Consider the following 21,873-nt stretch of genomic DNA (forward strand, 5'->3'; position numbering starts at 1 on the left):
CACCGCGTTGTGCGAGACTTTGACTCCGCGACCGGCCAACTCATCCTTCAGACCGTGCAGCGTCAGATGCGGCGTCTCACGGATGCGTGCCTCGATGAAGGCACGGTGCGGCTCCAGTACTCTCTTGCGGTGTCCACCCATCTTGCCTGGTGCCACCGAGCCGGTCGTTCCATGGCGCTGCAACAGCTTCACAGCGGCTGAAATCGAAATGCCAAACCGTTTGGCGGCCGACCGGCGGCTCTCACCACTTAAAACCGCAGCCACAACTCGCTCGCGAAGATCATTGGAAAGAGGTCGGGTCATCAGATGCTGGCCTCCACTCCAGCCAGCATCTTGAATCACAAATCCGACAAATCGGGAATCCCCTTCGATTCCATCAAGGCGTGAACCGCTCTAGTTCTGTCGAGCATGATCGGTTCCGAAAACCGGAACCACCCTCGGGTCAGGCCCGAGGGCATGCTTTTCGGGATCATGCTCAGCCGCGCTGCGCGACCTGTTCGTCGAGCTGGCGCTGAACCTCGCGCCGCTTGTTGGCGATCGAGGCGATGATGACGCCGACCGCGACGACGGCGATCAGGATGGTGCAGGCGGCGTTGATCTCCGGCGTCACACCGAGACGGACCTGGCTGTAGATTTTCATTGGCAGCGTCGTGGCGCCCGGGCCGGAGGTGAAGCTGGCGATGACCAGGTCGTCGAGCGACAGCGTGAAGGCCAGCATCCATCCGGACACGATTGCCGGCAGGATGACCGGCAGCGTGATCTGGAAGAAGGTTTTTGCCGGCGTTGCGCCGAGATCCATCGCCGCCTCTTCCAGCGACCGGTCGAAAGACACCAGGCGCGACTGCACGACGACCGCCACGAAACACATCGTCAGCGTGATGTGGGCGAGCGTCACCGTGAAGAAGCCGCGGTCGAGACCGACGGCAACGAAGAGCAGCAGCAGCGACAGGCCGGTGATGACTTCCGGCATGACGAGCGGCGCAAAGACCATGCCGGAAAACAGCACCCGGCCCCGGAACCGCGTGTAGCGCGTCAGGGTGAGTGCCGCCAGCGTGCCGAGCACAGTCGCCACCGTCGCCGAAATGACGCCGACGCGCGCCGTGACCCAGGTGGCGTCCATCAGGCCCTGATTGTGGAACAGCGACACATACCATTTGGTCGAGAAGCCGCCCCAGACAGTGACGAGCTTGGATTCGTTGAAGGAGAAGACGATGAGCAGCACGATCGGCAAATACAGGAAGGCAAAGCCAAGCACGATCGAGGTGACGTTGAAACGGCTCCAGGTGGCGTTCATTTGTCCTGCTCCTGGGCCTTAGCCTGCGCCTGTTGGAAAAGCATGATCGGCACGGTGAGCAACAGCAGCAGGATGACGGCGACGGCCGACGACACCGGCCAGTCACGGTTGGCGAAGAACTCGTTCCACAACGTCTTGCCGATCATCAGCGTAGACGAGCCGCCGAGCAGATCGGGGATGACGAACTCACCGACGGCCGGGATGAACACCAGCAGGCAGCCGGCAATGACGCCCGGCAGCGACAAGGGGAAGGTGATCTTCCAGAAGGCGGCGGTCGGCGGGCAGCCGAGATCCTTGGCCGCCTCGATCAGCGAATAATCCATCTTTTCGAGCGACGAATAGAGCGGCAGCACCATGAACGGCAAATAGGAATAGACGATGCCGATGAAGATCGCCGTGTAGGTGTTGAGGATGACCAGCGGCTGGTTGATGATGTGCAGCGACAAGAGCAGCTGGTTGAGCAGGCCTTCGGGCTTGAGGATACCGATCCAGGCATAGACGCGGATCAGGAACGAGGTCCAGAATGGCAAGATGACCAGCATCAGCAAGGTCGGGCGGATCGTGGCCGGCGCGCGGGACATGCCATAGGCGATCGGGTAGCCGACGATCAGCGTCAGGACGGTCGAGATGGCGGCAATGACGACGCTCGTCACATAGGCCTTGAAATAGAGCGAGTCCTGCGTCAGCCAGACATAATTGTCGAAGTTGAGGTTGCGAAAGCCAGCGAAGAAGCCGGAGACGCCGTCCCTGAAATCGAGCACCGGCGTGTAGGGCGGCATGGCGATCGCCGTCTGCGACAATGAAATCTTGAAGACGATGACGAAGGGGATGAGGAAGAAGAACAGCAGCCAGAGGTAGGGAACGATGATGACGAGCCGGTTGACGAAGCCGGCACCCAGGCGCGTCAGGAACGGCTTGGCAACGGTCGACGGCGCGGCGGCATCGGTGACGGCGATGTTGGACATATCCGCCCCCTACCGTGCCAGCACGACGCCGGCGTCGGGCCTGAAGGACACCCAGGCGCGGTCGTTCCAGGTCAGCGGATCCTCGGTCACGCGCGCTGCGTTCAAGGCGCTTGCCCTGATGATCTGCCCGTCATCGAGCCTGATGTGATAGACGGTCATGTCGCCGAGATAGGCGACGTCGTAGACCTCGCCTTCCAGCGCATTGACGGCGTCCGCCGGCTTCTTCGAAGAGACCTTGATCTTCTCCGGCCTGATGGCGAAGACGATGTCAGAACCGGCCGCGGTACCGGCGCTGTTTTCGACGACGATCTGGGCACCTGTCGCGCCGGTGATGCGGGTCGTGTTTGCCGCGCGCTCGGTGACCTTGCCTTCGAACATGTTCACATTGCCGACGAAGTGGGCGACGAAACGCGAGGTCGGCGCCTCATAGACTTCCGCCGGCGTCGCCACTTGCATCACCTCGCCCTTGTCGATGATGGCGATACGATCGGCCATGGTCATCGCCTCTTCCTGGTCGTGGGTAACGACGACGAAGGTGAGGCCCAGGTTCTGCTGCAGGTCCATCAGTTCGAATTGGGTTTCCTCGCGCAGCTTCTTGTCGAGCGCGCCGAGCGGCTCGTCGAGCAGCAGCACTTTCGGCCGCTTGGCCACCGAACGGGCGAGCGCGACGCGCTGGCGCTGGCCGCCGGACAATTGGTGCGGCTTGCGCTTGGCGAACTGCTCGAGCTTTACCAGCTTCAGCATCTCGGCGACGCGCTTTTCGATATCGGGCGCTGGCATGCCTTCCTGCTTGAGGCCGAAGGCGATGTTCTTCTCGACCGTCATATGCGGGAACAGGGCATAGGACTGGAACATCATGTTGACCGGCCGGCGATAGGGCGGGATGCCGCGCAGATCCTGGCCGTCGAGCAGGATGCGGCCTGATGTCGGCTCCTCGAAGCCGGCAAGCATCCTCAGCAGCGTCGACTTCCCGCAACCCGAAGCGCCGAGCAAGGCGAAGAACTCGCGCTCGAAGATGGTCAGCGACAAATTGTTGACGGCGGTGAAGTCACCGAACTTCTTGGTGACGTTGTCGAACTGGATATATGGCTTGGCGTTCGGGTCGGTCCATGGCGTGAAATCCCTGCGGATGCTGCCAAGCGATTTCATATCCCCACTCCGTGCTTTGTAGTTCCCCTGGAACGGTTCATCGTTTCTCGGAAACGCAGAACCGCTCCATCTCCTGGTTTTGACGCAATTCCGGACGGAAAACCGTTTCCCACTTTTCCTGGAATTGCTGCAAAGAAATCGACCCCGGCAGTTGGCTGCCGGGTCGTGTCGAATTATCTACTGGCCGGTGACGATCTTGGTCCAGGTGCGCGTGATGACGCGCTGGGCCTTGGGATCGTAGGGCTGGACGGTGTAGAGTTTCTGCACCGTCGCCGCGTCGGGATAGATCGCCGGATCATCCAGGATCGCCTTGTCGACGAACTGCTGCGAAGCCTTGTTGCCGTTGGCGTAGAGCACGAAGTTCGACGACTTGGCGATCACTTCCGGCTTCATCATGTAGTTGATGAACTCGAGCGCCTCGGCGACATGCGGCGCATCGGCCGGTATCGCCATCTGGTCGAACCATATCTGGGCGCCTTCCTTTGGCACGGAATAGCCGATCTCGACACCTTGCTTGGCTTCGACCGCACGGTTGCGGGCCTGGAAGACGTCACCCGAGAAGCCGACCGCCAGGCAGATGTCGCCATTGGCGAGCGCATTGATGTATTCGGACGAGTGGAACTTCCTGATAAAGGGACGGACCTTCATCAGCGCGTCCTCGGCCTTGGCGATGTCGTCGGGGGAGGTGCTGTTCGGGTCGAGGCCGAGATATTTCAACGCCGCCGGTATCATATCGGCAGGCGAGTCCAGCACGTAGACGCCGCAATCCTTCAGCTTGGCCAGAGTCTCGGGGTTGAAGAAAGTGTCCCAGCTATCGATCTTGTCGGTGCCGAGTGCGGCCTGCACTTTCTTGATGTTGTAGCCGATGCCGACCGTGCCCCACATGTAGTTGACCGAATATTCGTTGCCGGGATCGTACTTGGCGGTGCGCTCCGAAATGACATCCCACATGTTGGAGATGTTCGGCAGCTTCGACTTGTCGAGCTTCTGGAACACGCCGGCCTGAATCTGGCGGGCAAGGAAATTGCCGCTGGGCACGACGACATCATAGCCGCTGCCGCCGGCGAGCAGCTTGGTTTCGAGGATCTCGTTGGAATCGAACGTGTCGTAGACGACCTTGATGCCGGTCTGTTTAGTGAAGTCCTCGATGACGGAGCTGTCGATATAATCCGACCAGTTGAAGACGTTGACGACACGGTCCTCGGCGTGACCGCCGACAGTGAAAAGCGCCAGAAATGCCGAGGTTGCCGAAAGCCAGAGCGCTTTGCGGATCATGCTATTCTCCTTTGGTGAGTGTTCCATCGCCGGCTCGTCGCGACATTTCTTGCGCGGCCGGACATTTGCTTCAGACTATTGAGCTTTCCAGAGGGCGACAAGCTCGAACTGCCGACACCATCAATGTGGTTCGATGCGTGGCGGATGATGGCTCCGTGTCCCGGCTGCGGCCCGGTTGGCGTGCCTGTGCCGTCAGAGGCTTTCGCCGTGGCGTGGGCAGAGATACGACGATGTGGTCCGGTCTCGATCTGACCGGCGGGGAGACTTGGCAAGATACGCCTGTCTTGTTGTTGCCGTATTCCCAGCCTGCCCGGGCGGCAGCAACGTTGTCAATGGCAAAGCTTCGGCGGCCTGCATCAATTCGGCGACGGCACCCCGGTGACCCCTGCCCGCTGCGGGCGCGCCTGGCGCTTGAACTCGAGCCCGATATGGACGAGCAGCGCTGTGACCACCACTGTGCCGCCGACGATGGTGCGCCCGGACGGTATCTCGGAATGGACGAGCCAGACCCATATCGGCCCAAGGATCGGTTCGAATGTGCCGAGCAGTGCCGCGATGGCGGCCGGAATCAGCCGCGCACCGGTGGCGAAGAAGGCGAGGCCAACGCCGAGATTGACCACGCCGAAAGCGAACAGAAAGCCCATGTCGCCGGCCGAGACCGTGAAGGTCGACGCCTGCGAGGCGGCAAAGGCCGCGGCCAGGATCGTGCCGAGGCAGGTCGCAGGCGTCATGCGCACGCTGGCGAACCGCCTTGTGATGACGGTGGCGATCGAGAACATGAACGCGATCAGCAGCGCCAGCCCGTCGCCTATAGGCGAGACGGCGCCATCGAGCGATTCCGACACCATGATGGCAACGCCGGCGATGACGGCGGCGATCGCCACCCAGGTCATGATAGTCACTTTCTCGCGAAACAGCGCCCATGCTAACAGGGCCGCCAGAAGCGGCACGCCGGCCTGCATCAAGAGGATGTTGGCGACGGTGGTGTAGGCGAGCGCCACGACGAAAGCGGTCGACGCGATGGCGAAGCAGAACCCGACGGCAAGGCCAGGCAGCCCCATGTCGCGAAACGATCTCAGCATGCCGCGCCAACCGTCACGCCAAGCCATGAAAGAGAGCAGGAAGGCGGCGGCCCAGACAGAGCGCCAGAAGATAACCGTCCAGCTGTCACCGACGGTGATGAAGCGGGCAATGGTGCCGCCGAAACTCCACATCAGCGCCGACAGGAAGACCAAAAGCATGCCGACACGTTCCTCGCGCGGCGAGGCTGTCGAAGTAACAAGGCCGGGCGATGATGCTGCGTCTGTCATGGGCGCGACTGTCGAGCTTTTGTGGACGGAACGATGCGCAAGGGACGACAAAAAACTGCTCTGTTCGCGTAACGCAAAGACTTGAGCCGCGGGTGATCCAGACACCGGCGACGATTGTGGCACCCTTGCTGCCGCGTTACTGGAAGTCGAAGGCGCTCAGGCCCGTCACCATCTCGTCGAGGCCGAGCGGACGCGTCACCGGCGGCTCGGCGCGCGCCAGGCAGCCGACGCGCTCGCAAAGCCGGCAGGCGGGTCCGACCTGCGTCGCCGCGATGGTGCCTTGTCCCGACTTTCCTGCGGCCGCCGCGCCGGGCAGGGCCGCGCCGTAGACCATGTCGTCGCGAAAACCGATGTCGCAACCGAGCAGCAGCGCGGTGCGGCGCGGACGCTCAGAGAACGCGCCTTGCGGCCCTTCCAGTGTGCGGGCGATGCACAGGAACTCGGCGCCGTCAGGCATTTCCACCGCTTCGACGAAGATCTGACCGGGTTGAGAGAAGGCGGCATGCACGGGCAGCTTGGGACAGCCGCCGCCAAAGCGGCTGTGCGGAAAGCCCTGGCTGCCGGCCCTGCGGAAGCGGTTCCCGGCATTGTCGACCTCCAGCATGAAGAAGGGCACACCCGGCGCGCCCTGCCGCTGCAACATGGTCAGCCGGTTCGCCGCCTGCTCGAAGGAGACGCCGAAGCGCGAACGCAGGACGTCGATGTCGTAGCGGGCGCGAACGGCAGCCGCATGAAAGGCCTGGTAAGGCATCATCAGCGCATGCGCGGCATAGCGGCCGAGCTCGAACCGGGCGAGACGGCGGGCCTCGTCAGTGCTCAGCTTGAGCGCCTGTATCTGACCGGCGACCGCAACAGTCATGCGGATCAGGCAGGCCTCCATCGCCACTTCGCGCAGCTGGTCGAAGGGCGACAGCCGCTCCGACAGGAACAGGCGCTGCGAATGGCGATCGTAGCGGCGGCGCCAGTTCGGCATGGTGGCGACCGGCAGCACCTTGACGACGATGCCGTATTCGCGCCTCAGCCAGGCCTTCAGCGCACCGAACAAATCGTCGCCGGGATCGAGCACAGAGGTGAAGGCCTCGGTCTCTTCCTCGAGTGCGGTAAAATGATTCGACCGCCGCTCGAAGGTCTCATGCACCTCGTCGATCGGCAGGCGGGCACCGGAAAGCGCCGTCGCCCGCCCCTCGCGCGCCAGGAGCTCGTTGAGGTCGGACAGCCGATCGGCCTGCTCGCGATAGGCGCGGAACAGTTTTATCACCGCGGCGGACGCATTGGGCGCCGCCTCGGCAAGCTCGATCAGTTCCTGGTCTCCCGGCAATTCGCCGACCAGCAGCGGATCGGTGAAGACCTCCTTCAAGGCCGCGACCGACCCCCTTGCCTCGCCTTGCAGCTCGTGCGGGTCGACCTTGTAGACGGACGCCAGCTTGAGGATCAGCTGCACCGTCAGCGGCCGCTGGTTGCGCTCGATCAGGTTGAGATAGGACGGCGAGATGCCGAGTCCCTCGGCCATCGCCGTCTGGGTCAGGCCCTTGGTGTTGCGGATGCGGCGGATGCGCGGCCCGGCGAAAATCTTCTGGTCAGCCATCGACTGTCCTTGACAGGAATTTACACAACTTGGCGACACTCCATGCCACCGACACCTTTACAATCGTGACAAATTTACAGGAACGTTTTGTCAAACACAATACAGGTTTTCCCTTATATCCTGCCATATTGGTTGATTTATCTGGCTCATTCCGCGCCGCAATGTAAATTCAGTCACATTCCAACGGGCCAAATGATTGGCCACCGGACTTAGAGCAGCAATCCTTCGGAGTGACCCATGACTGATTTTTACAACCTCGTTCCCTCGGCGCCGGAAGGTCGCTTCGACGGCATCGAACGTCCCTATTCGCCGGAGGATGTGAAGCGGCTGCGCGGTTCGGTGCAGATCCGCCAGAGCCTGGCCGAAATGGGTGCCAACCGGCTGTGGAAACTCATCCACGAAGAAGATTTCGTCAACGCGCTCGGCGCCATGTCCGGCAACCAGGCGATGCAGCAGGTGCGCGCCGGGCTGAAGGCGATCTATTTGTCTGGCTGGCAGGTCGCTGCCGACGCCAACACCGCCTCGGCGATGTATCCTGACCAGTCGCTTTATCCGGCCAATGCCGCGCCCGAACTGGTCAAGCGCATCAACCGCACGCTGCAGCGTGCCGACCAGATCGAGACCTCCGAGGGCAACGGGCTTTCGGTCGAGACCTGGTTCGCGCCGATCGTCGCCGACGCCGAAGCAGGCTTCGGCGGACCGCTCAACGCCTTCGAGATCATGAAGGCTTTCATCGAGGCGGGTGCCGCCGGCGTCCATTACGAGGACCAGCTGGCATCGGAAAAGAAGTGCGGCCATCTCGGCGGCAAGGTGCTGATCCCGACCGCCGCGCATATCCGCAACCTCAACGCGGCGCGGCTGGCAGCGGATGTGATGGGCACGTCGACGCTGGTCGTGGCGCGCACCGACGCCGAAGCCGCGAAGCTTCTGACATCCGATATCGACGAGCGCGACCAGCCCTTCGTCGACTATGCTGCCGGCCGCACGGTGGAAGGTTTCTACCAGGTCAGGAACGGCATCGAGCCCTGCATCGCGCGGGCCGTCGCCTATGCGCCTTACGCGGATCTGATCTGGTGCGAGACCTCGAAGCCCGACCTGGCACAGGCCAAGAAGTTCGCCGAGGGTGTGCGCAAGCACCATCCAGGCAAGCTGCTCGCTTATAATTGCTCGCCCTCGTTCAACTGGAAGAAGAATCTCGACGACGCGACGATCGCCAAGTTCCAGAGGGAACTCGGCGCCATGGGCTACAAGTTCCAGTTTATCACGCTCGCCGGCTTCCACCAGCTCAACTACGGCATGTTCGAACTGGCGCGTGGCTATAAGGCACGGCAGATGGCAGCCTATTCCGAACTGCAGGAAGCCGAGTTTGCGGCGGAGGCCAATGGCTACACCGCGACCAAGCACCAGCGCGAAGTCGGCACCGGCTATTTCGACGCCGTGTCGATGGCGATCACCGGCGGCAAGTCGTCGACCACCGCCATGCATGAATCGACCGAGCACGCGCAGTTCAAGCCGGCCGCCGAATAGCGGATCAGAAAACAACGAGGAAACGCCCAACAGGGCTTCAGACACAGGAGAAGACCAATGGCATCGATAAGCCGTGTCAAGGAACGGGCAGAAGAACAATCGACCACGATGAGCGTCGACCAGCAGGCGACGATCCGGATGCTGGCCAACGACCTGCATAGGTTGAACCAGTCGGTGATGAAGGCGGTCGAGGCGGGCGTCTCGGTGGAACTCGTGCGCTCGGCCAGGCATCATGGCGGCGACGGCAATTGGGGCGATCTGCTGATCCCGGTGATCGTCACCCAGCAGAGCCATGGCTGACCGGAAATCGTTGCAACCGACCCTTCACCTGCGCAGCGTATGCGCAGGTGAATTTTATTTTTACGTAACCAATCCATGGACAGGGCAGTACAGTACTGTTGCTTGACTCCACTGTCGGAGGAGGTGTTTTCGGAAGCCTTTTATTTCAACTTGACATGGGGTGCCATCTCACGCCAATTGTCGGCCAGATTCAACTCTGCATTGAAATAGGGGCGAGCTTCTTGGCCGACTTGGGTGCCCAGTGAGTAGCGAGGGCGAGACCGCAAAACATCCGAATCTGGTGACCCAGGATTCAAGCGCCGAGACGACCCGCAGTCCCTCGCAAGTGCTGGTTGTCGGGAAATCGCCGATCAATCGCGTGGTGGTGTCGAAGATCGTCGAGCGATCCGGGCTCAGGCCGATCTCGGAATCGCCCGATATGGCGGCGAAAACCTTGCGAACGCTGGTGCCAGGCGTGATTGTGCTGGACGGCGGCGCAGACAACAAGGACTGCGACACTCTGATGTCTGGCATCGAAACGTTGCGGCGGGCGTCGGGCAAATCGCTGCCTCCCGTCATCCTGCTTTCAACCAAGACTGGCACGCCGGAGAGCCTGGGGCTATCGAGCGTGATTGACGTGGTGGTTGCCAAGCCGATTACGCCCGAGCGGCTGCAACCGGTGATCGATCGCCTGATCAGCCGCTAGAGCCGTTCACCGTTTCACGGAAACCGCGAACCGCATTAACTGTCAGTTTTGACGCAAATACCAAGGGAAAGCGCTACGCGCTTTTCCCGGGAAAACCTTCCCACTTTCCCTGGAATTGCTCCAGAGCGCGATCAACTTCCTCTGGTGATGTTTTGCACCAGTTCGGGCAATTGTCCGAGATCGGTTATCTGGCGGAACCGCGGCTCGGAGACCGGCGCCTCGACATGCTCGAGCACCCAGGTCAGTTCGTGCGGCACATGGACACCCCAGCCACCAGCCTCGATGGCCGGCACCACGTCCGACTTCAGCGAATTGCCCACCATCATGCTCTTTGCCGGACCATCACCGTGGCGGCTGAAGAGCCTGCTGTAGGTCGCGGCATTCTTGTCGCTGACGATCTCGACCGCATCGAACAGGTCGCCGAGGCCGGAGCCGGCCAGCTTGCGCTCCTGGTCGAAGAGGTCGCCCTTGGTGATCAGCACAAGGCGGTATGCGCCGGCGAGTTTCTCCACCGTCTCACGCACATGCGGCAAGACCTCGATCGGGTGGCTCAGCATCTCGCGGCCGGCGTCGAGAATCTCCGCTATGACCGAAGCCGGCACACGCTCGTCTGTGACCTCGATGGCCGTTTCGATCATCGACAGGGTAAATCCCTTGATGCCGAAGCCATATACGGCAAGGTTGCGCCGTTCGGCCTCGAGCAATCGCGCCGAAATCTGTTTCTCCTCGCCATGGTCGGCAAGCATGGCGGCGAAGCGCTTCTCCGTCATGCGGAAGAACTGCTCGTTCTGCCAAAGCGTATCGTCGGCATCGAAGCCAATGGTCGTCAGTTCGTTGTTGTTTCGCATCGATGTCTTCCAGATTGGGAGCCGCCCGAACCTAAGCCGACCGGCGCGATTTTCAACCTCGGCGGCAAATGCCGGCAGCGGTTCCCCTTCCCTTCCATAGGGGGGCACGGCTATACTCCGAAATCCGCAACCCAATCTGGTGAATGATGCCGCCTGCAAAAAAGGAAGTCCGTCCGTCGAGCCGCGGAGGACGGGCGCGCACGCCTGCCTTCGTGAAAAACCTGCGTGGCGTGAAGAACTGGAAGGAAGTCAGCGAATGGCTGCAATGGCGCGGCATCGAGGACATAGAATGCATCACGCCTGATCAGGCTGGCGTGGCACGCGGCAAGATGATGCCGTCGAAGAAATTCACCTCCAACACCTCGCTGGCACTGCCTTCGGCTGTCTTCATGACGACGATTTCCGGTGGCTATCCCGAAGACGGCAACGGCTTCCACTATCCGGAAGACGATGGCGACCTCAAGCTGATGCCGGACCTGTCGACGCTGACGGTGGTGCCCTGGGAAGAAGACCCGACCGCCGCCGTCATCTGCGACCTCGTGCACCAGGACGGCCGCTCGGTCGAGTTCACGCCGCGCAATGTGTTGAAGCGCGTGCTTGCCGCGTATGACAAGCTTGGACTGAAGCCGGTGGTGGCGCCCGAGATCGAATTCTATCTGGTGCGCAAGAATCCGGACCCGGACTATCCGCTGACTCCGCCCGTCGGCCGCTCGGGGCGCGCAATCGGCGGCGGCGCCGGCTATTCGATCGCCGGTGTCAATGAGTTCGACGAACTGATCGACGACATCTACCATTTCTCCGAAAGCCAGGGCCTGGAGATCGACACGCTCATCCATGAAGAGGGCGCCGGCCAGCTCGAGATCAATCTGCGCCATGGCGACCCGATCGAACTCGCCGACCAGGTGTTCATGTTCAAGCGCACCATTCGCGAGGCAGCGCTCAAGCATGAGATCTACGCGACCTTCATGGCCAAGCCGATCCAGGGCCAGCCGGGGTCGGCCATGCATATCCATCAGTCGATCATCGACAAGAAGACAGGCAGGAACATCTTTTCCGCTGAGGACGGCTCGGAGACCGAGGAGTTCTTCCATTTCATCGGCGGCATGCAGAAGCATGTGCCGAACGCACTGGTGATGTTCGCGCCTTACGTCAATTCCTACCGCCGGCTGACACAGGCGGCTTCGGCTCCGGTCAACAACAAATGGGGCTACGATAACCGCACCACGGCGTTCCGCGTGCCACGTTCGGATCCCGCGGCGCGGCGCGTCGAAAACCGCATCCCGTCCTCCGACGCCAATCCCTATCTGGCGCTGGCGGCCTCACTTGCCTGCGGACTGATCGGCATCACCAACAAGCTCAAGGCCGAGCCTCCGGTGCTGACGACCGCCAACGCGCACGAGATCGACCTGCCGCGCAGCCTGCTCGAAGCCGTCGACCTGTTCGAGGGCGACGAGGAACTCTGCGCGCTGCTCGGCAAGTCCTTCGCCGCCACCTATGCGGCGATCAAGCGGGCGGAATTCGAGACATTCATGGAGGTGATCAGCCCGTGGGAGCGGGAATATCTGCTGCTCAACGTCTGATCGATCATGAATTACCAGTCCCCCATTTCTCCTGGCCGTTCCTGGTATGAGGACACGGCCGGGCCAAGGCCTGAGTACCCGGCGCTCGATGGCGACCGGAGCTGCGATGTCGTCATCACCGGTGGTGGCTTCACCGGTCTGTCGGCGGCAACGCATCTGGCCAAGGCTGGAACGAATGTCGTTTTGATCGAGGCCTACCGTTTCGGCGACGGCGCTTCTGGGCGCAATGGCGGGCAGCTCGGCACCGGGCAGCGCGCCTGGGCCGAGGACCTGGAGGCGGAATACGGTCTGTCCCGCGCCAAGGCGCTGTTCGATCTTGCAGAGGAGGCGAAGGCGCATCTCATCGAATTCGCCGCCATCAACCAGATCGATATCGACTACATGCCCGGCCAGCTCTCGGTGGCGCACAAGCCGCGCTATGTCGACGACTACAAGGCGCATGCCGAGATCATGGCCAGCCGTTTCTCCTATCCGCATATCTCCTTCATGGACGCGAAGGAGACGGCGGAGCGGCTGGGTTCGACCGCCTATTTCGGCGGCACGCGCGACACCGGCACCGGCCACATCCATCCCATGAAGCTGGTGATCGGCACGGCGCAGGTGGCGACGCAGGCCGGCGCGCAGCTGTTCGAAGGGACGCCATCGACGGGCATCATTTCAGCAGGCGGCAAAGTCAAGGTTTCGACGCCAAGAGGTACGGTGACGGCCCAAAAGTGCCTGATCGCGGTCAATGCCTATGGCGGCACGCTCGAGCCGGTGAGTGCGGCGCACATCATGCCGATCGGCTCGTTCATCGGTGCGACCGTGCCCCTGGGGTTGGATTCGAAAGTGCTGCCCGGCGGCGAGTCCGTCGATGATTCCCGCTTCGTCGTGCGCTATTTCCGCAAGTCGCGGGACGGCCGGTTGCTGTTCGGCGGACGCGAGGTTTATGGCGTCAATGACCCCAAGGACATCCACATCCATATCCGCCGCCAGATCGTGGAACTCTATCCGGCATTGAAGGATATCGAGATCACCCATGGCTGGGGCGGCTATGTCGGCATCACCGTGCCAAGGAAACCGTTCGTGCGCGAAGTGATGCCCAATGTGATCTCGGCCGGCGGCTATTCCGGCCATGGCGTCATGCTGTCGAACTTCTTCGGCAAGCTCTATGCCGAGACCGTTGCCGGCAATCGCGACCGGCTGAAGCTGATCGAGGACCTGAAAATTCCGCCATTTCCCGGCGGCCGCCGCTTCCGCACGCCGCTGCTTTTCCTGGCGCTGAACTGGTTCGCGCTGCGGGACAGAATCTAGTGCATGTCGCCCAAAAGTGGCTCCCGGTCTTGGGAGAACGACATGCATGAAAACAAGGCCTGGAGCGCGCCGCCTGCATCCGTTTCAACGCGACGCGCCTCAGGCGGCATCAGATCGCCATCACGCTCTCATGTAATATTGTAATATTCATTGTAACATTTGTTGCCCTGGCGGCACATTGCGGAAATGCCGTCAAAGGCGCAGAATCCCTTGTTACGGCGTACTGATGCCACAATCGCGGGCGAAAGGTTCCCGCTTCTGGGCGATTATTCGGGGATTGTTGCGGGCTTGCCCGTGTTGTTTTTTGGGACCGATGCCGATCAGACGCCGGACTTCCGGCAGCGATCGAAAGAACACCGGCCCGCTTATGGAGGTGGCAAGAGTGAGAGAGCCCTTCAGTTTCGGTACGCCGGAACGTCGGCGCTTTGCCATGCAGTTTGGATACGACATGCGGCCGTCCTTCTGGCAGGAAGTCCGTTCGAACTCGCATCTGGTGATTGCAGCGGTCGGCACCGCCGCGCTGCTCGGCGTGGCCGCGGTGGCGCTCTGGCTGGCACTGCCGACGAGCGAGCGGCAGGCAGCCGCCAGCCAGGAACAAAGCATTCCGGCCATTCCTGTGAAGACCATGAAGATCGTCCCTGCCGGAACCACGGTGGCCGCGGCGACCGTGTCGCAGCCGGCCCGCAAGTCCGACCAGGTTTCACCAACCGTGGCGGCAGCGAAAGCAAACATACAAGCGCTCGCGGCCAATGATCCTCGCTGGACCGAGGCGCAGCCGAAGACCGCTTCCGCGGCCCCCGATGCCGATCAAGCAACAGCCCCCAGCCAAGTGGCCAACCAGGCTGAGCCCGCGCCGGACAAACCGGCTACCACGGCGGCATTCGCACAATCGGCGACCGATACCGATGCCACCGCCGAACTTGCCAAGGTTGCCGCACCGGCACCGGCGGCAGGCAGCAATCCGGATGGCGCAAAGACTGCCGCCATCCCGGAGGTGCAACCGCAAACACCCGACCAACAGCCGGCGGCGACCGATGACGATGGCAGCAAGGCCAAGGCGAAGCCGCGCAAAGTGGCGGCGGCCGGCAATGGGCGCATCCTGAGAGCGGTGACCATGCGCAGCGGCCCGAAGAAGAACGCAGCCGCCATAGCCACGGTGCCGGCTAGGACCTCGGTGCAGGTGATGAGCTGCAAGCAATGGTGCCAGATCGTATACAACGGCAAGACCGGCTGGATCTACAAGAGCTACATCAAGCCCGGCGCCTGAGGCACCGGCGCATTTGCAGCTGAGACCGGCCTATCACGACCCGCCGCCGAACAGGCGCCGGACCCGCTGCCATCTTCCGGCGTGCCTGCGTTGCCTGACATGGTCGCCATGCTGCTCGAACGGCACCTCATACAGGCCGCAGGTGGCGCAGCCCTCGCGCTTGCCGCAGACGGGAACCCAGCATTTGACGTCATGGGTCCAGGCGAGCGCGATGCGCTCGAGGTGGAGGTTTGAAGAGCTTTTGACGAGTATCAGTTCGCCCGGCACCGCCGTGCGCCTGATATGGTCGGAGACTTCCTTCGGCGTGTGAAGCTCGACAAATCTGCCGCTGTCGCGGTCAGCCTGCTCCGCTCCCGAGCGATGTGCGTGGTCGCCGGTGTAGATCACCTGATCCGCAATCTCCCGCGCGGCTTGGTAGGCGGTGGCGTATTTCCTGTTCGATCCGGAATAATCCGAGATTTGGCCAAGCACGATGCGCTTTCGACCGACAGTGGCCTTGGCCACCATGTCCAAGGCCAGGTTGATCGAGTGCCAAGGCGCTTTGGCGGCGTCGACGATGAAGTGCGGGCCACCATCGGCGACGAGCACGGCACAGCGATTAACCAATGGCTGGAAAGTCGCCACCTGGGCGGCAACCTTGTCCGGAGGGACGCCGAGTTCGAGCGCCGTCGCGGCCGCCGCAGCGGTCGGCAGCCAGAAATGTTCGCCCGGAAACGGCGTCTTGAGTTCAAGCACGCCGCCGCGCCAGTGGATCGAAAGCGTCAGCCGATGCGGATAGGCGGCGTGGATGTCGGTGACACGATAGTCGGCCATTTCAGCCGTGCCGAAAGTAACGACACGGCACCCGGCGCCGGCAGCCATGCCGGCCACATGGGGATCGTCGGCGTTGAGGACGGCAAGGCCGTCCGGCCGCAGCGCTTCGACCAAAGCGCGCTTTTCCCTGGCAACATTCTCCACAGTCCTGAAACTGGCAAAATGCTCAAGGCGAACCATGGTGACGACAGCCACATGCGGCTGCAGCATTTGCGCCATCGGCCGTAGCGTATCGACGCCGGAGGCCCCGGCTTCGAAAACGACGTAGTCGACTTCACCTGCTTGCCTCATCCGCTTGTAGAGCGTGCTGACCAGCGAGTTGATGGTGTTGGCGAGCACGCGTGCATAGGTCGGCCGATGGGCGGCCAATATGTGCCCAAGCAGCGCCGTGACGGTCGATTTTCCCGAACTGCCGGTGACGCCGATGAAGGTCGCTTTGCTTTTCGCCCGGGCGCGCCTGGCCCTGTAGACCTTGACGCGACGCTGCAAGTCTTCGCGAACCTTCCGCACTCTCGCGTTCATCGCGCCCCCTAGCCTCTGAAACATTAGGCCATGGGAATTTCAAGTCAAATGCGCTTCAGATGCAGCGGCCGCCGTCGACCTCCAGCGCCACGCCGGTGATGAAGGCGGCTTCATCCGATGCCAGCCAGAGTGCGGCATTGGCGATATCGAACGGCGTCGAAAGCCGGCCGAGCGGGATCGAGGCGCGGAATGTCTCGCGAATCTCGGGCGTGTCGGCGCCCATGAATTTCTCCAGCATGCCGGTTTCACCGGCGACCGGGCAGAGGCAGTTGACACGGATGTTCTTCGGAGCGAGTTCCACCGCCATCGACTTGGTGGCGGTGATCGCCCAGCCTTTCGAGGCGTTGTACCAGGTGAGGCCGGGCCGCGGCCTGAGCCCCGCGGTGGAGGCCGTGGTCAGGATGACGCCGCCGCCTTGCCGCTCCATGATCGGCACCACGGCAAGGGCCGCGTGATAGATCGCCTTCATGTTGACCGCCGTGATCAGGTCGAAAGTTTCCTCGTCGACCTTCAGCATATCGCCGTTGCGATGGGTGTAGCCGGCATTGTTGATCATGATGTCGATGCGGCCGAAGGCGCTTTTAGCGGCATAGACCATCTCGTCGAATTCGGAGCGCAGCGAAACATCCGTCTGCGTCCAGATCGCGGCCTCGCCGATCTCGCCGGCAACGCGCTCCGCGCCCTTGGCGTTGAGATCGGCGACGACCACCCTGGCGCCCTCTTGCGCAAAGCGTTTGGCCATGCCTTCGCCGAACCCGGATGCCGCACCGGTGATAATGGCGACCTTGTTTTCCAGACGCATGCTTTTATCGCTCATTGATGTCTTCCCGGAACCGATAAGGCAGCTGGCCGCCTCGGCCCATGCCGCGACAGACAACGCGCCATTTCTCCCTTAGCTTTCGTCACATTCACGTTCTATGCTGCAACTGCGAAAGCTTCTGGAGTCTTCGTTCACCGACAAGCCTCCGGCAAGCGCCAGTGTCAAGCGCACAGGTGGACCCAATCGATATCCAGCGATCCTCGATGTGACACCATGGCACTGGAAAATTTAAATCGATTAGAATATATCAGCCGCGTACTCGCGAGCGGCGTCAAAGCGGACAGACCATGACCAGCCAGATCATCCCCGTCGACCCTTTCGACTTCATCATTTTCGGCGGCACCGGCGACCTGTCGGAACGCAAGCTTCTGCCGTCGCTCTACTATCGCCAGCGTGACCATCAATTCTCCGAGCCGACACGCATCATCGGCACGTCGCGCTCGAAGATGAGCGACCAGGAATTCCAGGCCTTCGCCAGCCAGGCGATTTCCGACCACGTCAAGCCGGCCGATATCGACGCCAAGGAGCTGAAGACCTTCCTGGCGCGGCTTTCCTACGTCTCGGCCGATGCGACGACCGGCGCCGGCTTCGACAAGTTGAAAAAGGCGATCGGCGAGAGCGAGAGCATCCGCGCCTTCTACCTGGCGGTGGCGCCGGCGCTATTCGGCGATATCTCGCACAAGCTCAAAGAGCACAAGCTGATCACGCCGAACTCGCGCATCGTGCTGGAGAAGCCGATCGGCCGCGACCTTGCCTCGGCGCGGGCGCTCAACGATCTGGTCGGCGACGATTTCCACGAAAGCCAGATCTTCCGCATCGACCACTATCTCGGCAAGGAGACGGTGCAGAACCTGATGGCGCTGCGCTTTGCCAACGCGCTCTACGAGCCGCTGTGGAACTCCGCCCATATCGACCACGTGCAGATCACCGTCGCCGAGACCGTCGGCCTGGAAGACCGCGTCACCTACTACGACAAGGCGGGCGCGCTGCGCGACATGGTGCAGAACCACATGCTGCAGCTGCTCTGCCTCGTCGCCATGGAGGCGCCGTCGTCGATGGACGCCGACGCCGTGCGCGACGAGAAGCTGAAGGTGCTGCGGGCGCTGAAGCGCATCAACGGCAACGAGGCGCCGAAGCACACCGTGCGCGGTCAGTACCGCGCCGGTGCGTCGGCCGGCGGGCCGGTGAAGGGCTATGTCGAGGAACTCGGCAAGGACAGCAACACCGAGACCTTCGTCGCCATCAAGGCCGAGATCGGCACCTGGCGCTGGGCAGGCGTTCCGTTCTACCTCAGGACAGGCAAGCGGCTGGCGACCCGGGTTTCGGAAATCGTCATCGAGTTCAAGCCGATTCCGCATTCGATCTTCGGCGACAGCGCTGGACCGATCTTCGCCAACCAGCTGGTCATCCGGCTGCAGCCCGACGAAGGCGTCAAGCAGTTCATCATGATCAAGGATCCGGGTCCGGGCGGCATGCGGCTGCGCCAGATCTCGCTGGATATGAGCTTCGCGCAATCCTTCGACGGCCGTGCGCCCGACGCCTATGAACGGCTGATCATGGATGTCATCCGTGGCAACCAGACGCTGTTCATGCGACGCGACGAGGTGGAAGCCGCCTGGAAATGGATCGACCCGATCCAGAATGCCTGGGAAGGTGCCAAGCAGGAAGCGCAGGGCTATACGGCAGGCACCTGGGGCCCGTCGGCCTCGATAGCGCTGATCGAACGTGACGGGCGGACATGGCACGAGAGCAATTGACCAGCGCCAGCTACACCTGGAACGCTTTCCCCGACCGGCCGCAGCTGGCGGCAGCGCTGGCCGGCCGCGTTGCCGATCGCCTGACCAAGGCAATCGCCGAGCGCGGCACGGCCGTGCTGGCCGTCTCCGGCGGCACGACGCCGGCAAAGTTCTTCGCAGCCCTCTCAGTGGCGCCGATCGCCTGGGACAGGGTGATCGTGACGCTGGTCGACGAGCGTTTCGTGCCCGCCTCCTCGCCCCGCTCCAATGCCGGGCTGGTGGCCGCCAATCTGTTGCAGAACGCAGCCAAGGCGGCGCGCTTCGTGCCGCTCTACCATGAGGCATCAGGCATCGAGGATGCAGCGGCATCCGATGACGCCGCACTGCGGGCCTTGCCCTGGCCGCTCGATGTCGTGGTGCTCGGCATGGGGCCGGACGGCCACACCGCCTCGTTCTTTCCCGATGCCGACGATCTGGCAAAGCTGCTCGACCCGGCCTCGGACAGGATCATTCTGCCGGTTCATGCGGCAAGTGCTGGCGAACCGCGGCTGACCCTGACCCTGGCGCGGATCATCGATGCCGGCTTCATCGCGCTGCACATAGAGGGTGAGGACAAGCGAACCGCCTTTGACGGCGCGGTCGCGCCCGGGCCACGAAAGCCGATCCGTGCCGTACTCGACGCAGCCCCCAGGCTCGTAGAGGTTTTCTGGGCGCCCTGATTTTACGTTTAGTGGTCCCGGCAATTGCGGGAGGATGTTTCCGGGACCTCGCTTGAAAGGACCGACCGCCATGACCGCAAGACGCGACATCGAAGCCATCACGGAGCGCATCCGCCAACGCTCGAAGGCGGGACGCGAGCGCTATCTCGGCCGCATCGCCGAAGCGTCGAACCAGACCGCCAACCGGTCGGTGCTGTCCTGCGGCAACCTCGCCCACGGCTTTGCGGTGTGCAGCCCCTCGGAGAAGCTGGCGCTCGGCGCCGACAAGGTGCCCAATCTCGGCATCATCACCTCCTACAACGACATGCTGTCGGCGCATCAGCCCTTCGAAACGTTCCCAGCCCTGATCAAGGACGCGGCCCGCGAGGCCGGTGGCATCGCCCAGGTGGCCGGTGGCGTGCCGGCGATGTGCGATGGCGTCACACAGGGCCAACCCGGCATGGAATTGTCGCTGTTTTCGCGCGACGTGATTGCCATGGCAGCCGCGATCGGCCTGTCGCACAACATGTTCGACGCCGCCGTCTATCTCGGCGTCTGCGACAAGATCGTGCCCGGGCTGGTGATCGCGGCACTCACCTTCGGCCACCTGCCGGCGGTGTTCATCCCGGCCGGGCCGATGACGACAGGCCTGCCCAACGACGAAAAGGCCAAGGTCCGTCAGCTCTATGCCGAGGGCAAGGCGGGTCGCGCCGAACTTCTGGAAGCCGAGTCCAAATCCTACCATGGGCCGGGCACCTGCACCTTCTACGGCACGGCCAACTCCAACCAGATGCTGATGGAGATCATGGGCCTGCACACGCCGGGCGCCTCCTTCGTCAATCCTGGCACGCCGTTGCGCGAAGCCTTGACGCGGGAGGCGACGAAGCGGGCGCTGGCGATCACCGCGCTCGGCAATGCCTATACGCCGGTCGGGCGGATGATCGACGAACGCTCTTTCGTCAACGGCGTGGTTGGCCTGCATGCCACCGGCGGCTCGACCAACCACACCATCCACCTGATCGCCATGGCAGCGGCAGCCGGCATCGCGCTGACCTGGCAGGACATTTCCGACCTGTCGGAAGCCGTGCCCCTTCTGGCGCGCGTCTACCCGAACGGCCTTGCCGACGTGAACCATTTTCATGCCGCGGGCGGGCTCGGCTTCCTGATCCGCGAACTGCTCGACGAAGGCGTCCTGCACGAAGATGTGCAGACGGTGTGGGGCGAAGGCCTGCGGCCCTATGCGGTCGAGGCAAAGCTCGGCGCCGACGGCTCCGTGGTGCGCGAGGCCTCGCCGCAGGCAAGCGGCGACGAAAAGGTGCTGGCGCCGTTCCACAAGGCCTTCCAGCCGACGGGCGGCCTGAAGGTGCTGGCGGGCAATCTCGGCCATGCGGTCATCAAGACCTCGGCCGTCAAGCCGGAACGGCGTCTCATCGAGGCACCGGCCAAGGTGTTCGACAGCCAGCAGGGCCTGAACGACGCGTTCAAGGCGGGCACGCTGACCGGCGATTTCATCGCCGTCATCCGCTTCCAGGGTCCGAAGGCCAACGGCATGCCGGAACTGCACAAGCTGACCACCGTGCTCGGCATCCTGCAGGATCGCGGCCAGCGCGTCGCCCTGGTCACCGACGGGCGCATGTCTGGCGCTTCCGGCAAGGTGCCGGCGGCGATCCATGTGACGCCGGAAGCAGTCGAGGACGGGCCTATCGCGCGGATCCATGACGGTGACATCATCCGCCTCGACGCCGATGCCGGCACGCTCGAAGTGTTGGTGCCGGGGACGGAGTTCGCGCTGCGCCGCACCGCCGAAGCCGATCTCATCGGCAACGAGTTCGGCTTCGGCCGCGAGCTTTTCGCCGGGTTCCGGCAGCTGGTCGGCCGCGCCGACCACGGCGCCAGCGCCTTCGGAACGGCTTGAACTTTCTGACGTCCAATGAAAAAGGGCGGCCTTGAGCCGCCCTTTCAGACTGCTGACAAACCCCTGGCATTTGCCGGGGGTTTTTGATTCACTGGGCCATGTTGAAGCGACCCGCCCCTGAACAGACCGCGCTCGAGATGGTAACGCTGGATCAGTTGGTTCCGGCTGATCACCTGTTGCGCAAGATCGACCGTTTGATCGATTTCTCCTTCATCCACGATCTGACCGCGCCGCTGTATTGCCCCGACAATGGCCGCCCGCCGCTCGACCCGACCTTGATGTTCAAGGCTC

19 protein-coding genes and 1 pseudogene are annotated in these 21,873 nt (G+C 62.7%); 10 read left to right on the top strand and 10 right to left on the bottom strand.

Features of this window, described 5'->3' with window-relative positions; all coding sequences use genetic code 11:
- The 7 genes and pseudogenes from AC1D05_RS35130 to AC1D05_RS35160 all read right to left on the bottom strand — a co-directional run.
- Nucleotides 1–306, bottom strand: a pseudogene (locus tag AC1D05_RS35130) (IS630 family transposase); the annotation flags it as partial.
- A 169-nt stretch (nt 307–475) separates the two neighbouring features.
- A complete protein-coding gene (locus tag AC1D05_RS35135) occupies nt 476–1,294 on the bottom strand; it encodes an ABC transporter permease (RefSeq protein ID WP_477447506.1) in 819 nt (272 codons plus the stop codon).
- On the bottom strand, nt 1,291–2,259 hold the full coding sequence (locus tag AC1D05_RS35140; RefSeq protein WP_477447508.1) for an ABC transporter permease subunit: 969 nt from the start codon (nt 2,257–2,259) through the stop codon (nt 1,291–1,293). The genes AC1D05_RS35135 and AC1D05_RS35140 overlap by 4 nt, the downstream gene beginning before the upstream one ends.
- 9 nt (nt 2,260–2,268) lie before the next feature.
- Nucleotides 2,269–3,408: an ABC transporter ATP-binding protein gene (locus AC1D05_RS35145; protein WP_477447510.1), complete on the bottom strand. Its 1,140-nt coding sequence runs from the start codon at nt 3,406–3,408 to the stop codon at nt 2,269–2,271.
- A 177-nt stretch (nt 3,409–3,585) separates the two neighbouring features.
- Nucleotides 3,586–4,683 carry a polyamine ABC transporter substrate-binding protein gene (locus AC1D05_RS35150; protein WP_477447512.1) on the bottom strand — a complete coding sequence of 366 codons (1,098 nt, stop codon included), beginning with the start codon at nt 4,681–4,683 and terminating at the stop codon, nt 3,586–3,588.
- A 356-nt stretch (nt 4,684–5,039) separates the two neighbouring features.
- Nucleotides 5,040–5,993: a DMT family transporter gene (locus tag AC1D05_RS35155; RefSeq protein ID WP_477447514.1), complete on the bottom strand. Its 954-nt coding sequence runs from the start codon at nt 5,991–5,993 to the stop codon at nt 5,040–5,042.
- Nucleotides 5,994–6,129: 136 nt separating this feature from the next.
- Nucleotides 6,130–7,578, bottom strand: a complete 1,449-nt coding sequence (locus AC1D05_RS35160; RefSeq protein WP_477447516.1) for a helix-turn-helix domain-containing protein — start codon at nt 7,576–7,578, stop codon at nt 6,130–6,132.
- Nucleotides 7,579–7,815: 237 nt separating this feature from the next.
- On the opposite strand from AC1D05_RS35160, the gene aceA reads away from it, so the two are divergent.
- From aceA to AC1D05_RS35175, 3 genes are all read left to right on the top strand, one after another.
- Entirely contained in the window at nt 7,816–9,105 is a 1,290-nt protein-coding gene (gene aceA / locus AC1D05_RS35165) for an isocitrate lyase (protein WP_172233755.1), read from the top strand.
- Between the two features lie 57 nt (nt 9,106–9,162).
- On the top strand, nt 9,163–9,405 hold the full coding sequence (locus AC1D05_RS35170) for an SMc00767 family acetate metabolism repressor (protein ID WP_006202762.1): 243 nt from the start codon (nt 9,163–9,165) through the stop codon (nt 9,403–9,405).
- A gap of 241 nt (nt 9,406–9,646) precedes the next feature.
- A complete protein-coding gene (locus AC1D05_RS35175) occupies nt 9,647–10,090 on the top strand; it encodes a response regulator (RefSeq protein ID WP_477447518.1) in 444 nt (147 codons plus the stop codon).
- 131 nt (nt 10,091–10,221) lie between these two features.
- Here the strand turns inward: AC1D05_RS35175 and AC1D05_RS35180 are convergent, their stop codons facing one another.
- Nucleotides 10,222–10,938: an HAD family hydrolase gene (locus AC1D05_RS35180; RefSeq protein WP_477447520.1), complete on the bottom strand. Its 717-nt coding sequence runs from the start codon at nt 10,936–10,938 to the stop codon at nt 10,222–10,224.
- 143 nt (nt 10,939–11,081) lie between these two features.
- Here AC1D05_RS35180 and AC1D05_RS35185 point away from each other — a divergent pair, with 143 nt between their 5' ends.
- From AC1D05_RS35185 to AC1D05_RS35195, 3 genes are all read left to right on the top strand, one after another.
- On the top strand, nt 11,082–12,518 hold the full coding sequence (locus AC1D05_RS35185; protein WP_475453228.1) for a glutamine synthetase family protein: 1,437 nt from the start codon (nt 11,082–11,084) through the stop codon (nt 12,516–12,518).
- 6 nt (nt 12,519–12,524) lie between these two features.
- Complete coding sequence (locus AC1D05_RS35190; RefSeq protein WP_477447522.1) at nt 12,525–13,811, top strand: NAD(P)/FAD-dependent oxidoreductase; 1,287 nt, start codon at nt 12,525–12,527, stop codon at nt 13,809–13,811.
- A gap of 382 nt (nt 13,812–14,193) precedes the next feature.
- Nucleotides 14,194–15,078, top strand: a complete 885-nt coding sequence (locus tag AC1D05_RS35195) for an SH3 domain-containing protein (protein WP_477447524.1) — start codon at nt 14,194–14,196, stop codon at nt 15,076–15,078.
- A 33-nt stretch (nt 15,079–15,111) separates the two neighbouring features.
- Here the strand turns inward: AC1D05_RS35195 and AC1D05_RS35200 are convergent, their stop codons facing one another.
- Together AC1D05_RS35200 and AC1D05_RS35205 are read right to left on the bottom strand one after the other, a co-directional pair.
- Nucleotides 15,112–16,413: a Mur ligase family protein gene (locus tag AC1D05_RS35200; protein WP_477447526.1), complete on the bottom strand. Its 1,302-nt coding sequence runs from the start codon at nt 16,411–16,413 to the stop codon at nt 15,112–15,114.
- 55 nt (nt 16,414–16,468) lie between these two features.
- A complete protein-coding gene (locus AC1D05_RS35205; protein ID WP_477447532.1) occupies nt 16,469–17,215 on the bottom strand; it encodes an SDR family oxidoreductase in 747 nt (248 codons plus the stop codon).
- Between the two features lie 305 nt (nt 17,216–17,520).
- Between AC1D05_RS35205 and zwf the strand changes: the two genes are divergently transcribed.
- The 4 genes from zwf to AC1D05_RS35225 form a co-directional block, all read left to right on the top strand.
- A complete protein-coding gene (gene zwf, locus AC1D05_RS35210) occupies nt 17,521–18,990 on the top strand; it encodes a glucose-6-phosphate dehydrogenase (protein WP_027045183.1) in 1,470 nt (489 codons plus the stop codon).
- On the top strand, nt 18,972–19,688 hold the full coding sequence (pgl, locus tag AC1D05_RS35215; protein ID WP_477447528.1) for a 6-phosphogluconolactonase: 717 nt from the start codon (nt 18,972–18,974) through the stop codon (nt 19,686–19,688). The genes zwf and pgl overlap by 19 nt, the downstream gene beginning before the upstream one ends.
- A gap of 70 nt (nt 19,689–19,758) precedes the next feature.
- Nucleotides 19,759–21,582 (top strand): phosphogluconate dehydratase, encoded by a 1,824-nt coding sequence (gene edd, locus AC1D05_RS35220; RefSeq protein ID WP_477447530.1) that lies wholly within the window; start codon nt 19,759–19,761, stop codon nt 21,580–21,582.
- 98 nt (nt 21,583–21,680) lie between these two features.
- Nucleotides 21,681–21,873, top strand: a 193-nt coding sequence (locus AC1D05_RS35225; RefSeq protein ID WP_477444545.1) for a transposase, incomplete at its 3' end; no start/stop codon positions are given.

The organism is Mesorhizobium sp. P2_E9 (assembly GCF_056403815.1).